The sequence below is a fragment of the Allobosea sp. Root483D1 genome, from assembly GCF_001429505.1.
In the GTDB taxonomy this organism is placed as follows: Bacteria; Pseudomonadota; Alphaproteobacteria; order Rhizobiales; family Beijerinckiaceae; genus Allobosea.
Window position 1 is genome coordinate 644,624 of sequence record NZ_LMJW01000020.1, and the last position, 14,837, is coordinate 659,460.

Genomic DNA, 14,837 nt, shown 5'->3' on the forward strand with positions numbered 1-14,837 from the left:
GGGAATAAAGCCGCTCAGCGTTCGTTCATCTCAAACCCGCCGTGTTGTGTCGGGGGAGGAGGCCGGCCAGGGCCGGCAGAGAGGAGCGGATGATGACCGAGATCGACGAAAGACGACGGGGTTTGCTGCGGCTGGCGCTGGCGGTCCTGCCCCTGGCGATCGCCGGCTCAGTGCTGACCGTGACGACGGCGCAGGCCGACGATGATGATGACGACGATGACGATCGTCGGCGCCGCCGCCGGTGGTATCGCCGCCGCTATGACGACGATGGCTACCGGCGGCGTTGGCGCGATGACGATTACTATCGCTGGCGGAGGCACAGGCGCCGTCGTGACGATGACGACGATGATTGAAGCCGCGGCTGAGCGGCCGGCTCATCGGCGAGTCAGGCCGCCTCGGCGGGCTCGCTGTCCTCGGTCCGCGTGACCTCGACCCATTGGCTGAGGCACTGGCATAGGCTGCCGCTGGTCAGGAAGGCGATGTCGGCAGCGTCGCGCCCGGCGGCGATGCGGACCATGCCCTCGATCGGCGCAAGCCGGGTTGGGTCGACCAGCCACCAGCGCCCGTCGAGGAAGACCTCGAAGACGGCGTGGAAATCCGGCGGGTCGAGGTCGGCGGCATAGGCGCTGACGGCACGCGCCGGCAGGTTGAGCGCGCGGCAGAGCGCGATGCCGAGATGGCTGAAGTCGCGGCAGACACCGGCCCGGTCGATGAAGGTCTGCTCGGCCGTGGTCTGGGCGTTGCTGACACCGTGGACGTAGTCGACATGCTCCTGGAGCCAATCGACGACGGCGAGCACCTTGGCGCCGCCGGCCTCGATGTCGCTGAACTCGCGCTGGGCGAAGCGCATCAAGCTGTCGGACGGGCAGAACCGGCTCGGCAGCAGATAAGGCAGCACCTCCGCCGGCAATTCGGCCCAGGCATGCTGCTGCGCGCCAGCCTGCAGGAAGGGGCGCAGGCCATTGTCGATCGTGCCCTGATACTGGATCGAGACCTGACCTGAGAGCACGGTGCGGAAGCGACGCATGCCTGTGTCCGCGTCCAGGTCGCGGATCAATTCGGCGGGCTGATCGATCAGCAGCCGCTCCGAGAGGATGGTCTGATCCGGGGATCGCGCCGGCTCGATCGCGACGATCACCGGCGTTTCGTGGTCGAAGCGATAGACGAGGGTGGCGACGACCTTCAGTTTCACTTCCTGCTCCTTGTGGTCGTTGACGCGCGTCAACGTGATGAGGAGCAGGAAGTTCCGCGATTCCCGCGACAGCGACGCGACGGATGGGCGCCGGGATTGTGCTCGGCGTCAGCGCTTGGTCAGGAAGGCCATGAAGGCGGCCTGCGCTTCGGCCGATTGCAGCCGCTCGCCGAAATGGCGCGCCTCGGTCGCGATCGTCTCGGCGACGGCCGCGGCACTGCCGCGCTTGAGCAAAGCCTTGGTCAGCGCGACTGATTGCGGCGGCAGAGCTGCCAGTGCTTTTGCCTTCTCCAGCGCAACTGCGAGCGCGCCACCCTCGTCGGCGACGCCGTTGATCAGGCCGGCTTCCTGCGCCAGTTCGGGGCCGAAGGCTTCGCCCAGCATCAGCAGCTCGGCGGCGCGCTTGGAGCCGGCGATCAGGGGCAGGAGATAGCTCGACCCGCCTTCCGGGCAGAGGCCGAGGCTGACGAAGGGCAGGCGGAAGCTCGCGCTGCGCCCGGCGAAGGCGAGATCGCAATGCAGCAGCATGGTGGTGCCGATGCCGACGGCGAAACCTTCGGCCGCGGCGACGATCGGCTTCTTCGCGGTCGAGATCGCGGTCAGGAAGTCGATGGCGATCTCGGCGCCGACGCCGGTTGCAGCCGCCACGGCGAAATCCTTGATGTCGTTGCCGCTGGTGAAGCAGCCGCCCGCGCCGGTGAGGACGACGGCCCGGACCGTCTCGTCCGCATCCGCGGCGGCGAGCGCGTCGATCAGCCCCTGATAGGTCGCCCGGTCGAGCGCATTGCGCCGGTCGGGCCGGTTCATGGTGATCTGCCTGATGCCCTCGGCCGGGGTCTCGCTCAGAACGGTCTCGGTCATGCAAACCTTCTCATCGTCTCTCCCGCCGGAAGCGGGCGGCAGACGATGGGCGAGCCAAGCTGACCGGTCAAGGAAGCGGAGCGGGCGCAACGGTGTCTGGCTTGACAGCATCGCTCGCGCTCGGCTCCTTGCGGCTCGCAGCGCACAAATGGAGGCAGGCATGCAGACCGTCACCCTCACCCGCCAAGGCCAGGTGGCGATCGCGACGCTGCACAATCCGCCGGTCAACGCCTTGAGCGCAGCGCTGCGTGCCGACCTCCTGCGGGCGCTGACGCAGGCGATGGCTGACAGCGACGTGGTTGCGCTGGTCATTGCCGCGCAGGGCAAGGCTTTCATCGCCGGCGCCGACATCAGCGAATTCGGCAAGCCGCCGGCGCCGCCGATCCTGCCGGATCTGCTGGCAGCCATCGAGAACGCGACGAAACCGGTCGTCGCGGCGATCGAAGGCGTCGCTCTCGGCGGTGGGCTCGAAGTCGCGCTCGTCTGCCATGGCCGCGTTGCGACGCCGGCCGCCAGGCTCGGCCTGCCGGAGATCAAGCTCGGCCTGATCCCCGGCGCCGGTGGCACGCAGCGCCTGCCGCGCCTGATCGGGGCCGCCGCCGCCTTCCCGATGATGCTCTCGGGCGAGCCGATCCCGGCGCAGAAGGCGCTGGCGCTCGGGCTGGTCGACAAGCTCGTCGAGACCGACGCCGTCGGAGCCGCCATTGCGCTGGCGCAGGAGCTGGCAGGCAAGGGCGCGCCGGCAAAGACCGGCGAGCGCATCGACAAGCTGACGGCGGCCGAGCGCGAGGCCTTCGAGGCGCTGGCGAAGGATGTGCTGGCGAAGTCCGGCGAGATGCCGAATGTCGCGGCGCTGGTCGAGGCGGTGCGCGGAGCGCTGACGCTGCCGCTGTCGGAAGGGCTCGCGACCGAGCGGGCGCTGTTCGTGAAGCTCCTCGCCGACGAGCGCTCCAAGGCGCTGCGCTATGTCTTCTTCGCCGAGCGCGAAGCGGCGAAAGTCCCCGGGATCGACGATAGCGTGAAGCCGCGCCCGATCGCGCGCGCTGCCGTCATCGGCGCCGGCACCATGGGCGGCGGCATCGCCATGTGCTTCGCCAATGCCGGCATCCCGGTGACCCTGATCGAGACCACGCAGGAGCAGGTCGACAAGGGCCATGCCCGGGTGCGCGACACTTATGGCTTCTCGGTCAAGCGCGGCTCGATGAGCGAGGCGGTGCGTGAGCAGCGCATGGCGCTGATCACGCCGGCAGTCGGGCTTTCTGCTGCGGCGGAGGCCGATATCGTGGTCGAAGCCGCCTTCGAGGAGATGGGCGTCAAGCGCGAGATCTTCGGCGCGCTCGACGGTATCGCCAAGCCGGGTGCGATCCTCGCCAGCAACACCTCCTATCTCGACCTTGCCGAGATCGCCGCCGTGACGAGCCGGCCGGCGGACGTGCTCGGCCTGCATTTCTTCAGCCCGGCCAATGTGATGAAGTTGCTCGAGATCGTCCGGCCCGCCGGTGTCGCCGCCGATGTGGTCGCCACCGCGATCGCGCTCGGGCGCAAGCTCGGCAAGGTCCCGGTCGTGGTCGGCAACTGCTTCGGCTTCGTTGGCAACCGCATTCTGGAGGCACGCACCCGCGCCGCCGAGCGCCTGCTCGTCGCCGGTGCCTTGCCGCACGAGGTCGATGCGGCGCTGACCGGCTTCGGCTTCAAGATGGGGCCCTTCGCCATGTCCGACCTCGCCGGCAACGACATCAGCTGGCGCAGCCGAAAGGCGCGCGGCAAGAGCGCGGCGGTGGCGGATGCGATCTGCGAGCGCGGCTGGTTCGGCCAGAAGACCGGGCGCGGCTATTACCGTTATCCCGAGGGTGCCCGCGCCGGCGAGCGCGATCCGGAGGTCGAGGCGCTGATCGCTGAGGTCTCGGCCAGCAAAGGCGTGACGCGGCGCAGCTTCACCAGCGAAGAGATCCTGGCGCGGTTGCTCGACCCGATGGTGAACGAGGGCGCGCGCATCCTCGACGAGGGCATCGCGACGCGCGCCGGCGACATCGATACGGTCTGGCTCAACGGCTACAACTGGCCGGCCTGGCGCGGCGGGCCGATGCATTGGGCTGAGAGCACCGGGCTCGACGTGATCGTCAAGCGGCTGGAGCAGCAGGCGGCGGAGAGCGGCGATGCCTCGCTCGAACCGGCTCCGCTACTGCGCCGGCTGGCGGCCGAGGGCAAGGGCTTCGCTTGAACGACGCTACCGTTCCTCGGCGGCGAAGCCGAGGGGGATCGCCGTGGTCGACTTCAGCTCCTCCATGGCGAACATGGAGGTGACGTCGCTCAGCTCGATGCGCGAGATCAGCTTCTTGTAGAGCGCGTCATAGGCGGTGATGTCCGAGACATAGGCCTTGAGCAGATAGTCGATGTCGCCGCTCATCCGGTAGAAATCGACGATCTCGGGCAAGTCGTGCACGGCGGCGTGGAAGCGCTCGAGCCATTCCATCGTATGCCGTGCGGTCTTCACCGCGATGAAGACGGTGACGCCGGCTTTCAGCTTGTCGCGGTCGAGCAGTGCGACCCGCTTCCTGATATGGCCTTGCGCCTCAAGCTTCTGGATGCGTCGCCAGCAGGGGGTCGGTGACAGCCCGACCGCTTCGGCGAGCTCAGCCAGCGGCTTGCTCGTATCCTCCTGCAGGAGCGCGAGAATGCGCAGGTCGAAGGCATCGAGCTTTGCCATGCTTGCGAGCTTTCTCGGAACAAAATATCAAACGTGATCTATCATGAGGAATCTGTTTCTCATATCGTTATAGAAATTGGTATTGTTTTCTAATTCCGACTCGCTTCGGGCGGGGTTTTGCAAACCATTGCCCTCGGGCTCGGCTTATCATTCTCCCTGTCATCGATCACGACGGGAGACGGGGAATATGCAGGGCTTTCTGGGCGAAGAGCGGCGCGGGGCGGTCCTGAATGCGCTGCGGACCCATGAGGGAACTTGCTCGCGCGATTATCTTGCTGCGGCCCGTGCTGTTCTCAACGAGCTCGTCGCCGTTCCCGATTTGATCCAGCGCCTGCCGCTGCTGCGCAAACCGGGCGGCTATACCCGCAACCTCCTCGCCGGCAACGATGCCGTCAGCGTCTGGGCGATCGTCTGGGGCGAGGGCTCGACGACCTGCATCCACGACCATCACTGCTCGTGCTGCTTCGGGGTCGTATCGGGCACGGTCACGGAAACCTGGTATCGCGCTATCGATGCGAACCGCGCCGTGCCGACCGAAGAGCAGGAGCGCCAGGCTGCTTACGTCGCCTGCATGGTGCCATCAGGCCCGAACATCCACCGCATGCAGAATCGCGGCATGGGCGACGCGATCTCGATCCACATCTACGGCTACGACCACCATCTCCACGATTCCTCGGTCGAGACCGAATACACCGCCGTGGCGGGCTGAAACTCCGGGCAGTCAGGCAAAAGCGCTGGCCGGGATGCCGGCTGCGCCTGCGATCATGCGCCGGGGAACTCTCGGGTCGCGCCTCTCTGCCATCATGATGTCGTAACCTGCGCCGACCCTGTCGGCGGGGAGATCAACGGGTGGGCCAGCTGTCAAGGAGACTTGAGGCATGAGCCTGAACGTTCTGCAGAACCGTTGGGACGGTACCGAAGGTAACGATTCCTGGGTGGCCGAGACCGGCACAACAGGTTGGACCGCCTATGGTCGCGGTGGTGATGACCATATGACGGGCAGCTCGCTTGCCGACATGTTGTCCGGCGGCGACGGCTTCGACGTCATTCATGGCGGCGGTGGGAATGACCGCCTCTATGGCGGCGAAGGCCAGGACCAGCTCTATGGCGGTGACGGCAACGACCTCATCGACGGCGGCGGGCAGTACGACCTGATCTATGGCGGCAATGGCAACGATGTCGTGCTCCGCGGCGGCATCGCCGATGGCGAGGGCGGCAACGATACGCTCTATGGCAGCGACGAGCGGGACATCATGTCCGGCGGCGACGGCAATGATACGCTCAACGGCGGCAACGGCGCCGATTTCCTTCTGGGCGGTGCCGGCTCCGACACGATCCAGAGCGGCGGCGACAATTCCGGCAATTTTTTCTACACGGACGAGTTGCAGGGCGATGGCGGCAAGGATTTCCTCTACGGCGATCTCGGCCGCGACGTCTTCGTCTACTGGAATGCCAGCGACAGTGCTCCGGGAGCAGCCGCGCGCGACGTCATCCATGGCTTCACGCAGGGCGCAGACGACATCCTGCTGGCGATGGATGCCGATGCCAACACGGCCGAGCAGGAGGATTTCGCCTTCATCGGCACGGATGGGTTCAGTGGCGAGGCAGGCCAGCTTCGCTATGAGGTTTCGAACGGGAACACCTTCGTCACCGGCGATGTGAACGGCGATGGCGTGGCTGATTTCGAGATCGATCTCGTCGGCGAGATCAATCTCACGGCCTCCGACTTCATGTTCTGAACGCAACAGCTCCGGGCTAGTCCAGCCAGCTGGTGAAGCTCTCGACCGGCTCGCGCTCCGGCACGAGCCGGTTGGCCGGCGCATCCGGATCGGCCTTGCCGAGCGCGATGCCGCAGACCACGACCTCGTTCTCCGGGATGACGAGCTCGCGCCTGACGACCCTGTGAAAGCTGGCGAAAATCGCCTGAGGGCAGGAATCGAGGCCGTGGCCCTGCGCCGCGATCAGCAGTGTCTGGATGAAGCCGCCGAGGTCGAGCCAGGAGCCGATCTCGAGATCGCGGTCGACCGTCAGCATCAGCGCGACCGGCGCGCCGAAGAAACGCAGATTGGCCTCGGTCTGACGGCGCATGCCGGCATGGTCGCCCTTGGCGACGCCGAGCAGGCCGTAGAGATCCCAGCCAATCTTGCGGCGGCGCGAGAGATAGGGCTCGCGGAAGGTCGTCGGATAATAGCGATACTCCTCCTCCCGCGGGGATGGATCGTCGAGCGCGGCAAGCAGCGCTGTCTCCAGCCGAGCGCGCGATCGAGGGCCGAGCACGCGCAGGCGCCAGGGCTGCATGTTGGTGCCGCTCGGAGCCTGCGCCGCCAGTTCGACCAGGCGGCGCACCAGCGCAGGATCGACCGGATCGGGCAGGAAGGCGCGCACCGCGCGGCGGCCGGCGATGGCCTTTTCGACCGCCTCCGCCGCCAGCGCTTCCATGGTCAGGCGCTGAGCGGCTGGCGCGCCGCCAGGAAAGCCTCGTGCTCGCGGATCAAGCCGCCGTCGAGCGCCTTGGCGATCAGCTTTCGGGTGTTGTCGAGCCCGTAGATCGCGGCAAAGGAGCCGAAGCGCGGGCCCTGATCCTCACCGAACATCACCTGGTAGATCGCCTTCCACCAGTCGCCGGAGACGCCCGGCCGCTCGGGCGTCGCGTTCTTGGCGGTGAGGTTCTGATAGCGCGGGATGGCGCGGGCGACATCGAGCGCTGTGTCCTGCACCGTCTCGGCGCTCGCATCGGCCGGCAGAGCGGCAATGGCGGCGTCGAGCGCGATGAAAGCCGCACGCTCGGTCTCGTCGGCCGGGCGGTAATGCTTTGCCGGCTTTACGAAGTCGCGGAAATAGGCGAGCGCGTAGCCGACCAGCGCGTCGAGCCGCGGATGCGTCTGCGGCGAGATGCCGGGCGCATAGCGCTGCAGGAAGCCCCAGAGCACGGCCTTGTCCTCGGAATTCGCGACGGCGACGAGGTTCATCAGCAGCGAGAACGAGATCTGCGTGCGTACCGCATTGTCGCCTTCGCCGGTGGCGATCACCTCCGGCTGCGGCGGCGTGCCGGCATGGATGTGCCAAACCGGGTTGCCGAGCCGGTTCTTCAAGTCCTGCCGGTCATAGCCGCCAAGGAACTGCAGGTAGTCGTCGACCGCGCGCGGGATCACGTCGAAATGCAGCTTCTTGGCCTCGCGCGGACGCGAGTACATGAACAGCGCCAGCGATTCCGGCGAACCGTAGCTCAACCAGTCCTCGATGGTGAGGCCGTTGCCCTTCGACTTCGAGATTTTCTGGCCCTGCTCGTCGAGGAAGAGCTCGTAGTTGAAGCCCTCGGGCGGCGTGCCTTCGATGGCGCGGGCGATCTGCGAGGAGACCTTGACCGAGTCGATCAGATCCTTGCCGGCCATCTCGTAGTCGACGCCGAGCGCGACCCAGCGCATCGCCCAGTCCGGCTTCCATTGCAGCTTGGCATTGCCGCCGGTCACCGGGGTGGTGAAGCGCTCGCCCGTCGCCGGATCGGTCCAGGTGATGGTGCCGGCCTCGACGTCGCGCGCTTCGATCGGCACCTGCATGACGATCCGGGTCTTCGGGTGGATCGGCAGGAAGGGCGAATAGGTCGCGGCGCGTTCTTCGCGCAGGGTCGCCAGCATGATCGACATGATCTTGTCGAAGCGGGCCAGCATCCTGAGCAGGGTCGCGTCGAACTCGCCGGCGCAATAGGCGTCGGTCGAGGACTTGAACTCGTAGTCGAAGCCGAACTGGTCGAGGAAGGCGCAGAGCCGGGCATTATTGTGCCGGCCGAACGAGTCATGCGTGCCGAACGGATCCGGCACCTCGGTCAGCGGCTTGCCGAGATGGCGCGCCAGCAGCTCCTTGTTCGGGACGTTGTCCGGCACCTTGCGCAGGCCGTCGAGATCGTCCGAGAAGGCGATCAGCCGGGTCGGGATGGCGCCGTTGGTCAGCACCTGAAAGGCGTGGCGCACCATCGAGGTGCGCGCGACCTCGCCGAAAGTGCCGATATGCGGCAGGCCGGAGGGACCGTAGCCGGTCTCGAAAACCGCCTCCTGCTTGCCCGATTTCTGCAGCCGCGCCACGAGCTTCTTGGCTTCCTCGAACGGCCAGGCGGCCGAGACGCGGGCGGCTTCGATGAGCGCGGGGTCGAAAGCGGGCATTTTGGCTTCAAGTCTCGCTGGACAGGGCAGGGAAGCGGGCGGTTTCGCAGATATGGGGGGGCCGCGCAACAGCCGCAGCGCTGCCTGCCGGCAAGATGGAAAACGCTTGCTCAAAAAACCGGCAGACAACCCCGGCCGGTCGATTGACTCCCGATAGGGCCCCGCTAGCGTCGTCGTACAACAAAAGCAGGGGTCGGTTTCGATGTTTCGTGAGGTGAAGTGGGGGCAGTCCGGCTCACAGCGGGCCGGCGGAGGCTTGGCGCGGGCGATCAGCCGGCGTTTCGTGCTTGCCGGCGCAGCGGCCTTGGCCCTGGGAGCGATGTCTCCGGCCCAGGCGCAGACCGCGGTGAAGTTCACGCTCGACTGGGTGTTCCAGGGGCCGACCTCGCCCTTCCTGGTGGCGCTGGAGAAGGGCTACTACAAAGCCGAGGGGCTCGACGTGACCATGGATCCCGGCCAGGGCTCGGCTGGCGCGGTCCAGCGCGTCGCCACCGGCGCCTACGACATCGGTTTTGCCGATGTGAACTCGCTGATCGAATACAACGCCAAGAACGCCGGCAAGGAGATCCTCTGCGTCTTCATGGCCTATGACTTCCCGCCCTTCGGCGTGCACACGCTGAAGAAGACCGGGATCAGCAAGCCCGCCGATCTCGCCGGCAAGAAGCTCGGCGCGCCGGTGTTCGACGCCTCGTTCCGGCTCTTCCCCGCCTTCGCCAAGAAGGTCGGCATCGACTCCAAGACCGTCAATCACGTCAACCTGACGCCGCAATTGCGCGAGCAGTCGATGGTGCAGGGCACGGTCGACTTCATCAGCGGCCACTACTTCTCCTCGGTTCTCGACCTCAGGGCGCGCGGTGTGAAGCTGGAGGACATCGTCTCCTTCAACTACTCCGACTACAAGATGGACGTGTACGGCAACGGTATCATCGTCTCGCCGGCCTTCGCCGAGAAGCCGGAGGTGGTCAAAGGCTTCCTGCGCGCCACCGCCAAGGCCTGGAAGGAAGTCGCTGCCAATCCGGCTCTGGGTATCGCTGCCGCCAAGAAGCGCGATCCGCTGATCGACGAGAAGCTCGAGACCGAGCGCCTCGACCTGTCGCTCAAGATGAACATCCTGACGCCGTTCGTGAAAGAGAACGGCATGGGCGATGTCGATCCGGCCCGCTTTGCCCGCTCGGTCGTCGATGTCGCCGATGCCTTCGGCCTGCCTGCTGCGCCGGCGCCCGACAAGGTGTTCACCAACAAGTACCTGCCGCCCAAGGCGGAGCGCATGGTCGCGCCGTAGTGTTCGGCGGAGTTGGCCGGCCTTGAGCCGGTCAGCTCCTGGAGTTTTTTCGTCCTGAGATTCTCGGGACAAGCCCGAGAATGACGCTCTTCATGCCGGCTTCTTCCGACACGCCTCTTGTCGAATTGCGCAAGGTCAGCCTTGCCTATGGCAGCGGTCCCTCGCGCATGCTGGCGCTGGAGGATGCGACGCTCGACATCGCCAAGGGCGAGTTCATCGCCGTCGTCGGCCCTTCCGGCTGCGGCAAGTCGACCTTGATGAAGCTGGTCACCGGGCTGCTGCCGCCGACGGGTGGCGAGGTCCGCGTCCATGGCCAGCCGGTCAAGGGCCCGATCCGCGGCGTCGGCATGGCCTTCCAGGCGCCGACCCTGATGCCCTGGCGCACGACGCGCGACAACATCCTGCTGCCGCTCGAAGTGGTCGAGCCGCATAAGCGCCGTTTCCGCAAGAACAAGGCGGAGTATATCGAGCGGGTCGAGAAGCTGCTCGCCTCGGTCGGCCTTGGCGGCTTCGGCGACAAGTTCCCCTGGCAGCTCTCGGGCGGCATGCAGCAGCGCTCCAGCCTCTGCCGGGCTTTGGTGCACGAGCCCGAGATCATGATGCTCGACGAGCCCTTTGGCGCGCTCGACGCCTTCACGCGTGAGGAGCTCTGGGGCGTGATGCAGGCGCTCTGGCTCGAGCGGCGCTTCACCGCCGTGCTGGTGACGCATGATCTGCGCGAAGCGGTCTATCTCGCCGATACCGTCTATGTGATGAGCCGCCGGCCGGGACGGATCGTCAAGGTCAGCAAGATCGAGCTGCCGCGCCCGCGCACGCTGGAAACGACCTTCACCGCGGAATTCGTCGAGATCGTCCACGACCTGCGCGAGCGCATCCATATGGAGCATGCCTGATGCGGCCCCCGGCAGGACCGAGACAATGACCGAGACGCAAAGGCGGCTTCTGCTCGTTGCCATGCCCTGGCTCGCCATGGCGGCGCTGCTGATCCTCTGGGAGCTCGCCTGCATCGTCTTCGACGTGCCGGAGATCCTGGCGCCGCGGCCGTCCCGCATCTTCGAGGTGATGGTCCTGCGCTGGGACATCCTGCTGAAATACTGCCTGGAGACCCTGTGGACGACGGCGATCGGCTTCGTGCTGGCGATCGGCTTTGGCGTGCTGCTCGGCCTTGCCGTCGGCGCCTCGCCCTTCGTCTACTCCGGCCTCTACCCGCTGCTGATCGCTTTCAACGCCGTGCCCAAGGTCGCGATCGTGCCGATCCTGATGATCTGGCTCGGCGTAGGCGCCTTGCCGGCGATCATTACCGCCTTCGTCATTTCCTTCTTCCCGATCGTGGTGAACGTCGCGACCGGCCTTGCCACGATCGAGCCGGAGATGCGCGATGTGATGCGCTCGCTTGGCGCCAGCCAATGGGAGATCCTGACCAAGGTCGGCGTTCCCCGCGCCATGCCCTATCTCTTCGCCAGCCTGAAGGTCGCGGTGACGCTCGCCTTCATCGGCTCTGTGATCTCCGAAACGGTCGGCGGCAATCGCGGCATCGGCTTCCTGATGCTCTCGGCCGGCGCCCGCAACGATTCGGCCACGACCTTTGCCGGCCTCTTCGCCATCGCGATCATGGGCGTGCTGATGTACGCAGCCTGCGCCCTGGTCGAGCGCCGCATGACGCGCTGGGCCTTCCGCGGCGAGATCGTCGGCTGAAGAGGCGTTTCGCCGCTAGTGACAGAGCGGTCACGCAACAATATACAGTCAATCCATTCAGCGTTCGCTTCACTACGGATCGCATCGATGGATTGGCTCCCTGACCTGACCCAGAGCGACAAGCCGCGCTATCTCGCCATCGCCGACCGCATCGCCGCCGACCTCGCGGCGGGGACGCTGTCGGCCGGGGAGCGGCTGCCGCCGCAGCGCAGGCTGGCCGAGGCGCTTGCCGTCGACTTCACCACGGTGGCGCGCGGCTATGTCGAGGCGCAGCGGCGCGGGCTAGTCGAGTCGCGGGTCGGGCAGGGGACCTTCGTCAAGGCTGCGCCAGCCAAGGTCACCGTGCCGCGAGCGCCCTCGCCGGAACTGGTCGATCTCTCCATGACCCTGCCGCCGGAGCCCGACGATACCTCGCTGATTACTCGACTGCGACAGGGCATGGTGGGGGTCAGCGACCGGCTGGTCAGTCTCATGCGCTATCAGCCGCTGGGCGGCGCGCCCGCCGACAAGGCAGCGGCTGGGCTCTGGCTCGGCCGGCGCGGGCTTATGCCGGCGCCTGAGCAGCTTTTTGTCGTGCCGGGCGCGAATGCGGCATTGCTGGCGATCCTGAGCAGCCTCGCGAAGCCGGGCGATGCAGTGCTGTGCGAGGCGCTGACCTATCCTGGCATCCGCTCGATCTGCGCGCAGCTCGGCCTGTCTCTGACTGGCCTGGCGATGGATGGCGACGGCCTTGATCCCGAGGCCTTCGCCGATGCCTGTACGCGATTGAAGCCCAGGGCGCTCTATCTCAATCCGATCCTGCAGAATCCGACGACGATCACGATGCCGGCTCGGCGGCGTGAAGAGATCGCGGCGGTCGCGCGCCGGCATGGCGTGGCGATCATCGAGGACGATGCCTATGGCTTCGTGCCGACGGCGGCGCCCGCTCCCTTCGCCGCACTTGCGCCGGAGCTGACCTGGCACATCGCCGGCCTGTCGAAATGCCTCGGCGCCGGCCTGCGGCTCGCCTATGTCGTCGTGCCGGACCTCCGTTCGGGTTGGCCCTTCGCCGCGGCCTTGCGCGCCAGCAGCATCATGGCCTCGCCGCTGACCGCCGCGCTGGCGACGCGCTGGATCGAAGATGGCAGCGCCGATGCACTGCTCGACTTCATCAGGGCGGAGACGGCGGCGCGCCAGCAGCTTGCGGGCGAAATCCTGCCGGCGGGCTTGGGGCGCGCCGATCCGCTGAGCTTCAATCTCTGGCTGGAACTGCCGCCGCCCTGGACCCGCGCCGCCTTCGTCGGGCAAATGCAGGCGACCGGGGTCGGCCTCGTCGCCAGCGACGCCTTTGCCGTGAAAGGTCCGGCGCCGGAGGCCGCCCGCATCTGCCTGGGCGGGCCGATTGGGCGCAAGGCGCTCGGCGATGCGCTCGCTTTCATGGCGCATGCGCTGGAGCAGGCGCCGGAAGTCAGCGCCCGCGCGCTCTGATGAGGACTGCAGCCACTGCATGCCCAGCGAATGCATGCCTGCGGCAATGTTGCATTTCATCAGATATTGACTGCAGTCAATATTGAGCTTATGTAGCGCTGTATCTTCGGTGAATGCAGTCAATCAGGTCGCATCCACCGCCTGGAGAACGACATGGCTCATCAGCATTGGCCGGCATTGTCTCCGCTCAAGACCGGTTTGCGTGGCCGCTGCCCGCGTTGCGGCGAGGGCAAGCTCTTCGATGGTTTCCTGACATTGAAGCCGCGTTGCGAGGCTTGCGGGCTCGATTATTCCTTCGCCGATCCGGCGGATGGGCCGGCCTTCTTCGTGATGATGTTCGTCTGCGTGCCGGCGGTCGCCTTCCCGCTCTGGCTGGAACTGACTTACACCCCGCCGACCTGGGTGCATCTGGTCACGACGCTGCCGTTGGTGCTGCTCACCTGCATTCCGCCCTTGCGACCGCTCAAGGGCTGGCTGGTCGCTTCGCAGTTCTTCTACAAGGCCGAGGAAGGGCGTTTGGCAAAGCCGAGCCAGCCGGCCAAGGATGACGGTCAGAATGGGCTGACCGGGAAGAACCGGATGAACAGCCTGGCATAGGTGCCATCGTCCCAGAGGCCCTGCAGGGCGTAGTCGATCGCCCGCTTCAGAGCGAGATCGTCCTTGCGCAGCAGGAAGCCGATGCCTTCGCCGAAATAGCGTGCTTCGAGATAGGGGCCGCCAGCGAAGGCGAACTCGCTGCCGCCGCGGCCGGCGATGCTCAGCGAAAGCGAAACCCCGTCCCCGAAGACATATTCGGCATCGCCGCTGCGGAGCAGAGCAAGGGCCGCCTGCAGGTCCGGAGCCGTGCGGCGCTGGATGAAAGGCGCCAGGCGTTCGAGGAAAGCCTCGTGCGACGTGCCCGAGACGACGGCGACGCGCGTGCCGCGCAAGCCCGCCAGCTCGATATCGGCCCGGGCATTGCCGCGTGTCGTCAGCAGCCTTGCCGGCGAGCGATGGTAGATCTGGCTGGCGGCGAAGCGTGTGCGTAATTCGCTCGTGACCGGAATCGCAGCGGCAAGCACATCGCCGCGGCCTTCGGCGAGCGAGTCCAGCAAGGTGTCGAAGCGGCGCGCCTGGATGGTGCAGCTCAGGGCCAGCTTCTCGCAGACGGCGCGGGCGAGCTCGACCGAGAAGCCGGTGACGCCGCCTTCGGGCGTGGCGAAATGCATAGGCGGGAAATCATCGTCGGTCAGAAAGCGGATCACCCGCGGCGGGCCGAGATCAGGCCGCTCGACCCGGACATTCGGATCCCAGTAGTTCGGCACGACATAGGTCGCGGCCGGCTGCGTCTGGGCCTTCGCTCCGCTCGCGGGCAGGGCCAGCAGGGCGGCGAAGGCGCTCATGGCCAGGGCGTTGGCGAGGCGGGCAAACATCGCCTGTATCTGGCGTCAGGGTGGGGTGGGGATCAAGGGCAGAGGCTCGTCATTCTCGGGCGGA

At 66.6% G+C, this 14,837-nt stretch carries 15 protein-coding genes; 9 read left to right on the forward strand and 6 right to left on the reverse strand.

Translation table 11 applies throughout. The annotated features are described in order from the left end of the window. The first annotated feature begins 92 nt into the window (after positions 1 to 92). Positions 93 to 353, forward strand: a complete 261-nt coding sequence (locus ASE66_RS32765; RefSeq protein WP_200964626.1) for a hypothetical protein — start codon at positions 93 to 95, stop codon at positions 351 to 353. Between the two features lie 32 nt (positions 354 to 385). Here the strand turns inward: ASE66_RS32765 and ASE66_RS21650 are convergent, their stop codons facing one another. Together ASE66_RS21650 and ASE66_RS21655 are read right to left on the reverse strand one after the other, a co-directional pair. Continuing rightward, the gene (locus tag ASE66_RS21650; RefSeq protein WP_057191953.1) at positions 386 to 1,192 is read right to left on the reverse strand and encodes a transglutaminase-like domain-containing protein; all 807 of its coding nucleotides are present in this window, start codon (positions 1,190 to 1,192) and stop codon (positions 386 to 388) included. 108 nt (positions 1,193 to 1,300) lie between these two features. Next, the gene (locus ASE66_RS21655; RefSeq protein ID WP_057191752.1) at positions 1,301 to 2,053 is read right to left on the reverse strand and encodes an enoyl-CoA hydratase-related protein; all 753 of its coding nucleotides are present in this window, start codon (positions 2,051 to 2,053) and stop codon (positions 1,301 to 1,303) included. Between the two features lie 160 nt (positions 2,054 to 2,213). Between ASE66_RS21655 and ASE66_RS21660 the strand changes: the two genes are divergently transcribed. Then, entirely contained in the window at positions 2,214 to 4,274 is a 2,061-nt protein-coding gene (locus tag ASE66_RS21660; RefSeq protein WP_057191753.1) for a 3-hydroxyacyl-CoA dehydrogenase NAD-binding domain-containing protein, read from the forward strand. 6 nt (positions 4,275 to 4,280) lie between these two features. On the opposite strand, the gene ASE66_RS21665 is transcribed toward ASE66_RS21660, so the two are convergent. Further along, entirely contained in the window at positions 4,281 to 4,760 is a 480-nt protein-coding gene (locus ASE66_RS21665; protein ID WP_057191754.1) for an Lrp/AsnC family transcriptional regulator, read from the reverse strand. Positions 4,761 to 4,947: 187 nt separating this feature from the next. Between ASE66_RS21665 and ASE66_RS21670 the strand changes: the two genes are divergently transcribed. Continuing rightward, entirely contained in the window at positions 4,948 to 5,469 is a 522-nt protein-coding gene (locus ASE66_RS21670) for a cysteine dioxygenase (RefSeq protein WP_057191755.1), read from the forward strand. A 169-nt stretch (positions 5,470 to 5,638) separates the two neighbouring features. Continuing rightward, a complete protein-coding gene (locus tag ASE66_RS21675) occupies positions 5,639 to 6,499 on the forward strand; it encodes a calcium-binding protein (protein WP_057191756.1) in 861 nt (286 codons plus the stop codon). A gap of 16 nt (positions 6,500 to 6,515) precedes the next feature. On the opposite strand, the gene ASE66_RS21680 is transcribed toward ASE66_RS21675, so the two are convergent. Both ASE66_RS21680 and ASE66_RS21685 read right to left on the reverse strand, forming a co-directional pair. Then, a complete protein-coding gene (locus tag ASE66_RS21680) occupies positions 6,516 to 7,199 on the reverse strand; it encodes a nitroreductase (protein ID WP_057191757.1) in 684 nt (227 codons plus the stop codon). A 2-nt stretch (positions 7,200 to 7,201) separates the two neighbouring features. After that, on the reverse strand, positions 7,202 to 8,917 hold the full coding sequence (locus tag ASE66_RS21685; protein ID WP_057191758.1) for a lysine--tRNA ligase: 1,716 nt from the start codon (positions 8,915 to 8,917) through the stop codon (positions 7,202 to 7,204). Between the two features lie 202 nt (positions 8,918 to 9,119). On the opposite strand from ASE66_RS21685, the gene ASE66_RS21690 reads away from it, so the two are divergent. From ASE66_RS21690 to ASE66_RS21710, 5 genes are all read left to right on the forward strand, one after another. Then, on the forward strand, positions 9,120 to 10,199 hold the full coding sequence (locus ASE66_RS21690; RefSeq protein ID WP_082613630.1) for an ABC transporter substrate-binding protein: 1,080 nt from the start codon (positions 9,120 to 9,122) through the stop codon (positions 10,197 to 10,199). Positions 10,200 to 10,291: 92 nt separating this feature from the next. After that, positions 10,292 to 11,092 (forward strand): ABC transporter ATP-binding protein, encoded by an 801-nt coding sequence (locus ASE66_RS21695; protein ID WP_082613658.1) that lies wholly within the window; start codon positions 10,292 to 10,294, stop codon positions 11,090 to 11,092. A 25-nt stretch (positions 11,093 to 11,117) separates the two neighbouring features. Beyond that, complete coding sequence (locus tag ASE66_RS21700) at positions 11,118 to 11,894, forward strand: ABC transporter permease (protein WP_057191761.1); 777 nt, start codon at positions 11,118 to 11,120, stop codon at positions 11,892 to 11,894. A gap of 87 nt (positions 11,895 to 11,981) precedes the next feature. Further along, the gene (locus ASE66_RS21705; RefSeq protein WP_057191762.1) at positions 11,982 to 13,361 is read left to right on the forward strand and encodes a PLP-dependent aminotransferase family protein; all 1,380 of its coding nucleotides are present in this window, start codon (positions 11,982 to 11,984) and stop codon (positions 13,359 to 13,361) included. Between the two features lie 153 nt (positions 13,362 to 13,514). Next, a complete protein-coding gene (locus tag ASE66_RS21710; protein WP_082613631.1) occupies positions 13,515 to 13,958 on the forward strand; it encodes a DUF983 domain-containing protein in 444 nt (147 codons plus the stop codon). On the opposite strand, the gene ASE66_RS21715 is transcribed toward ASE66_RS21710, so the two are convergent. Beyond that, positions 13,913 to 14,773 carry a transporter substrate-binding domain-containing protein gene (locus tag ASE66_RS21715; protein WP_057191763.1) on the reverse strand — a complete coding sequence of 287 codons (861 nt, stop codon included), beginning with the start codon at positions 14,771 to 14,773 and terminating at the stop codon, positions 13,913 to 13,915. The two genes, ASE66_RS21710 and ASE66_RS21715, sit on opposite strands and share 46 nt — an antisense overlap. Between the last annotated feature and the right edge of the window lie 64 nt (positions 14,774 to 14,837).

Coding starts and splice junctions, on each gene's coding strand:
- ASE66_RS32765 (WP_200964626.1), top strand. CDS start 93: ATGACCGAGATCGACGAAAGACGACGGGGTTTGCTGCGGCTGGCGCTG.
- ASE66_RS21655 (WP_057191752.1), bottom strand. CDS start 2,053: ATGACCGAGACCGTTCTGAGCGAGACCCCGGCCGAGGGCATCAGGCAG.
- ASE66_RS21660 (WP_057191753.1), top strand. CDS start 2,214: ATGCAGACCGTCACCCTCACCCGCCAAGGCCAGGTGGCGATCGCGACG.
- ASE66_RS21665 (WP_057191754.1), bottom strand. CDS start 4,760: ATGGCAAAGCTCGATGCCTTCGACCTGCGCATTCTCGCGCTCCTGCAG.
- ASE66_RS21670 (WP_057191755.1), top strand. CDS start 4,948: ATGCAGGGCTTTCTGGGCGAAGAGCGGCGCGGGGCGGTCCTGAATGCG.
- ASE66_RS21675 (WP_057191756.1), top strand. CDS start 5,639: ATGAGCCTGAACGTTCTGCAGAACCGTTGGGACGGTACCGAAGGTAAC.
- ASE66_RS21680 (WP_057191757.1), bottom strand. CDS start 7,199: ATGGAAGCGCTGGCGGCGGAGGCGGTCGAAAAGGCCATCGCCGGCCGC.
- ASE66_RS21685 (WP_057191758.1), bottom strand. CDS start 8,917: ATGCCCGCTTTCGACCCCGCGCTCATCGAAGCCGCCCGCGTCTCGGCC.
- ASE66_RS21690 (WP_082613630.1), top strand. CDS start 9,120: ATGTTTCGTGAGGTGAAGTGGGGGCAGTCCGGCTCACAGCGGGCCGGC.
- ASE66_RS21695 (WP_082613658.1), top strand. CDS start 10,292: ATGCCGGCTTCTTCCGACACGCCTCTTGTCGAATTGCGCAAGGTCAGC.
- ASE66_RS21700 (WP_057191761.1), top strand. CDS start 11,118: ATGACCGAGACGCAAAGGCGGCTTCTGCTCGTTGCCATGCCCTGGCTC.
- ASE66_RS21705 (WP_057191762.1), top strand. CDS start 11,982: ATGGATTGGCTCCCTGACCTGACCCAGAGCGACAAGCCGCGCTATCTC.
- ASE66_RS21710 (WP_082613631.1), top strand. CDS start 13,515: ATGGCTCATCAGCATTGGCCGGCATTGTCTCCGCTCAAGACCGGTTTG.
- ASE66_RS21715 (WP_057191763.1), bottom strand. CDS start 14,773: ATGTTTGCCCGCCTCGCCAACGCCCTGGCCATGAGCGCCTTCGCCGCC.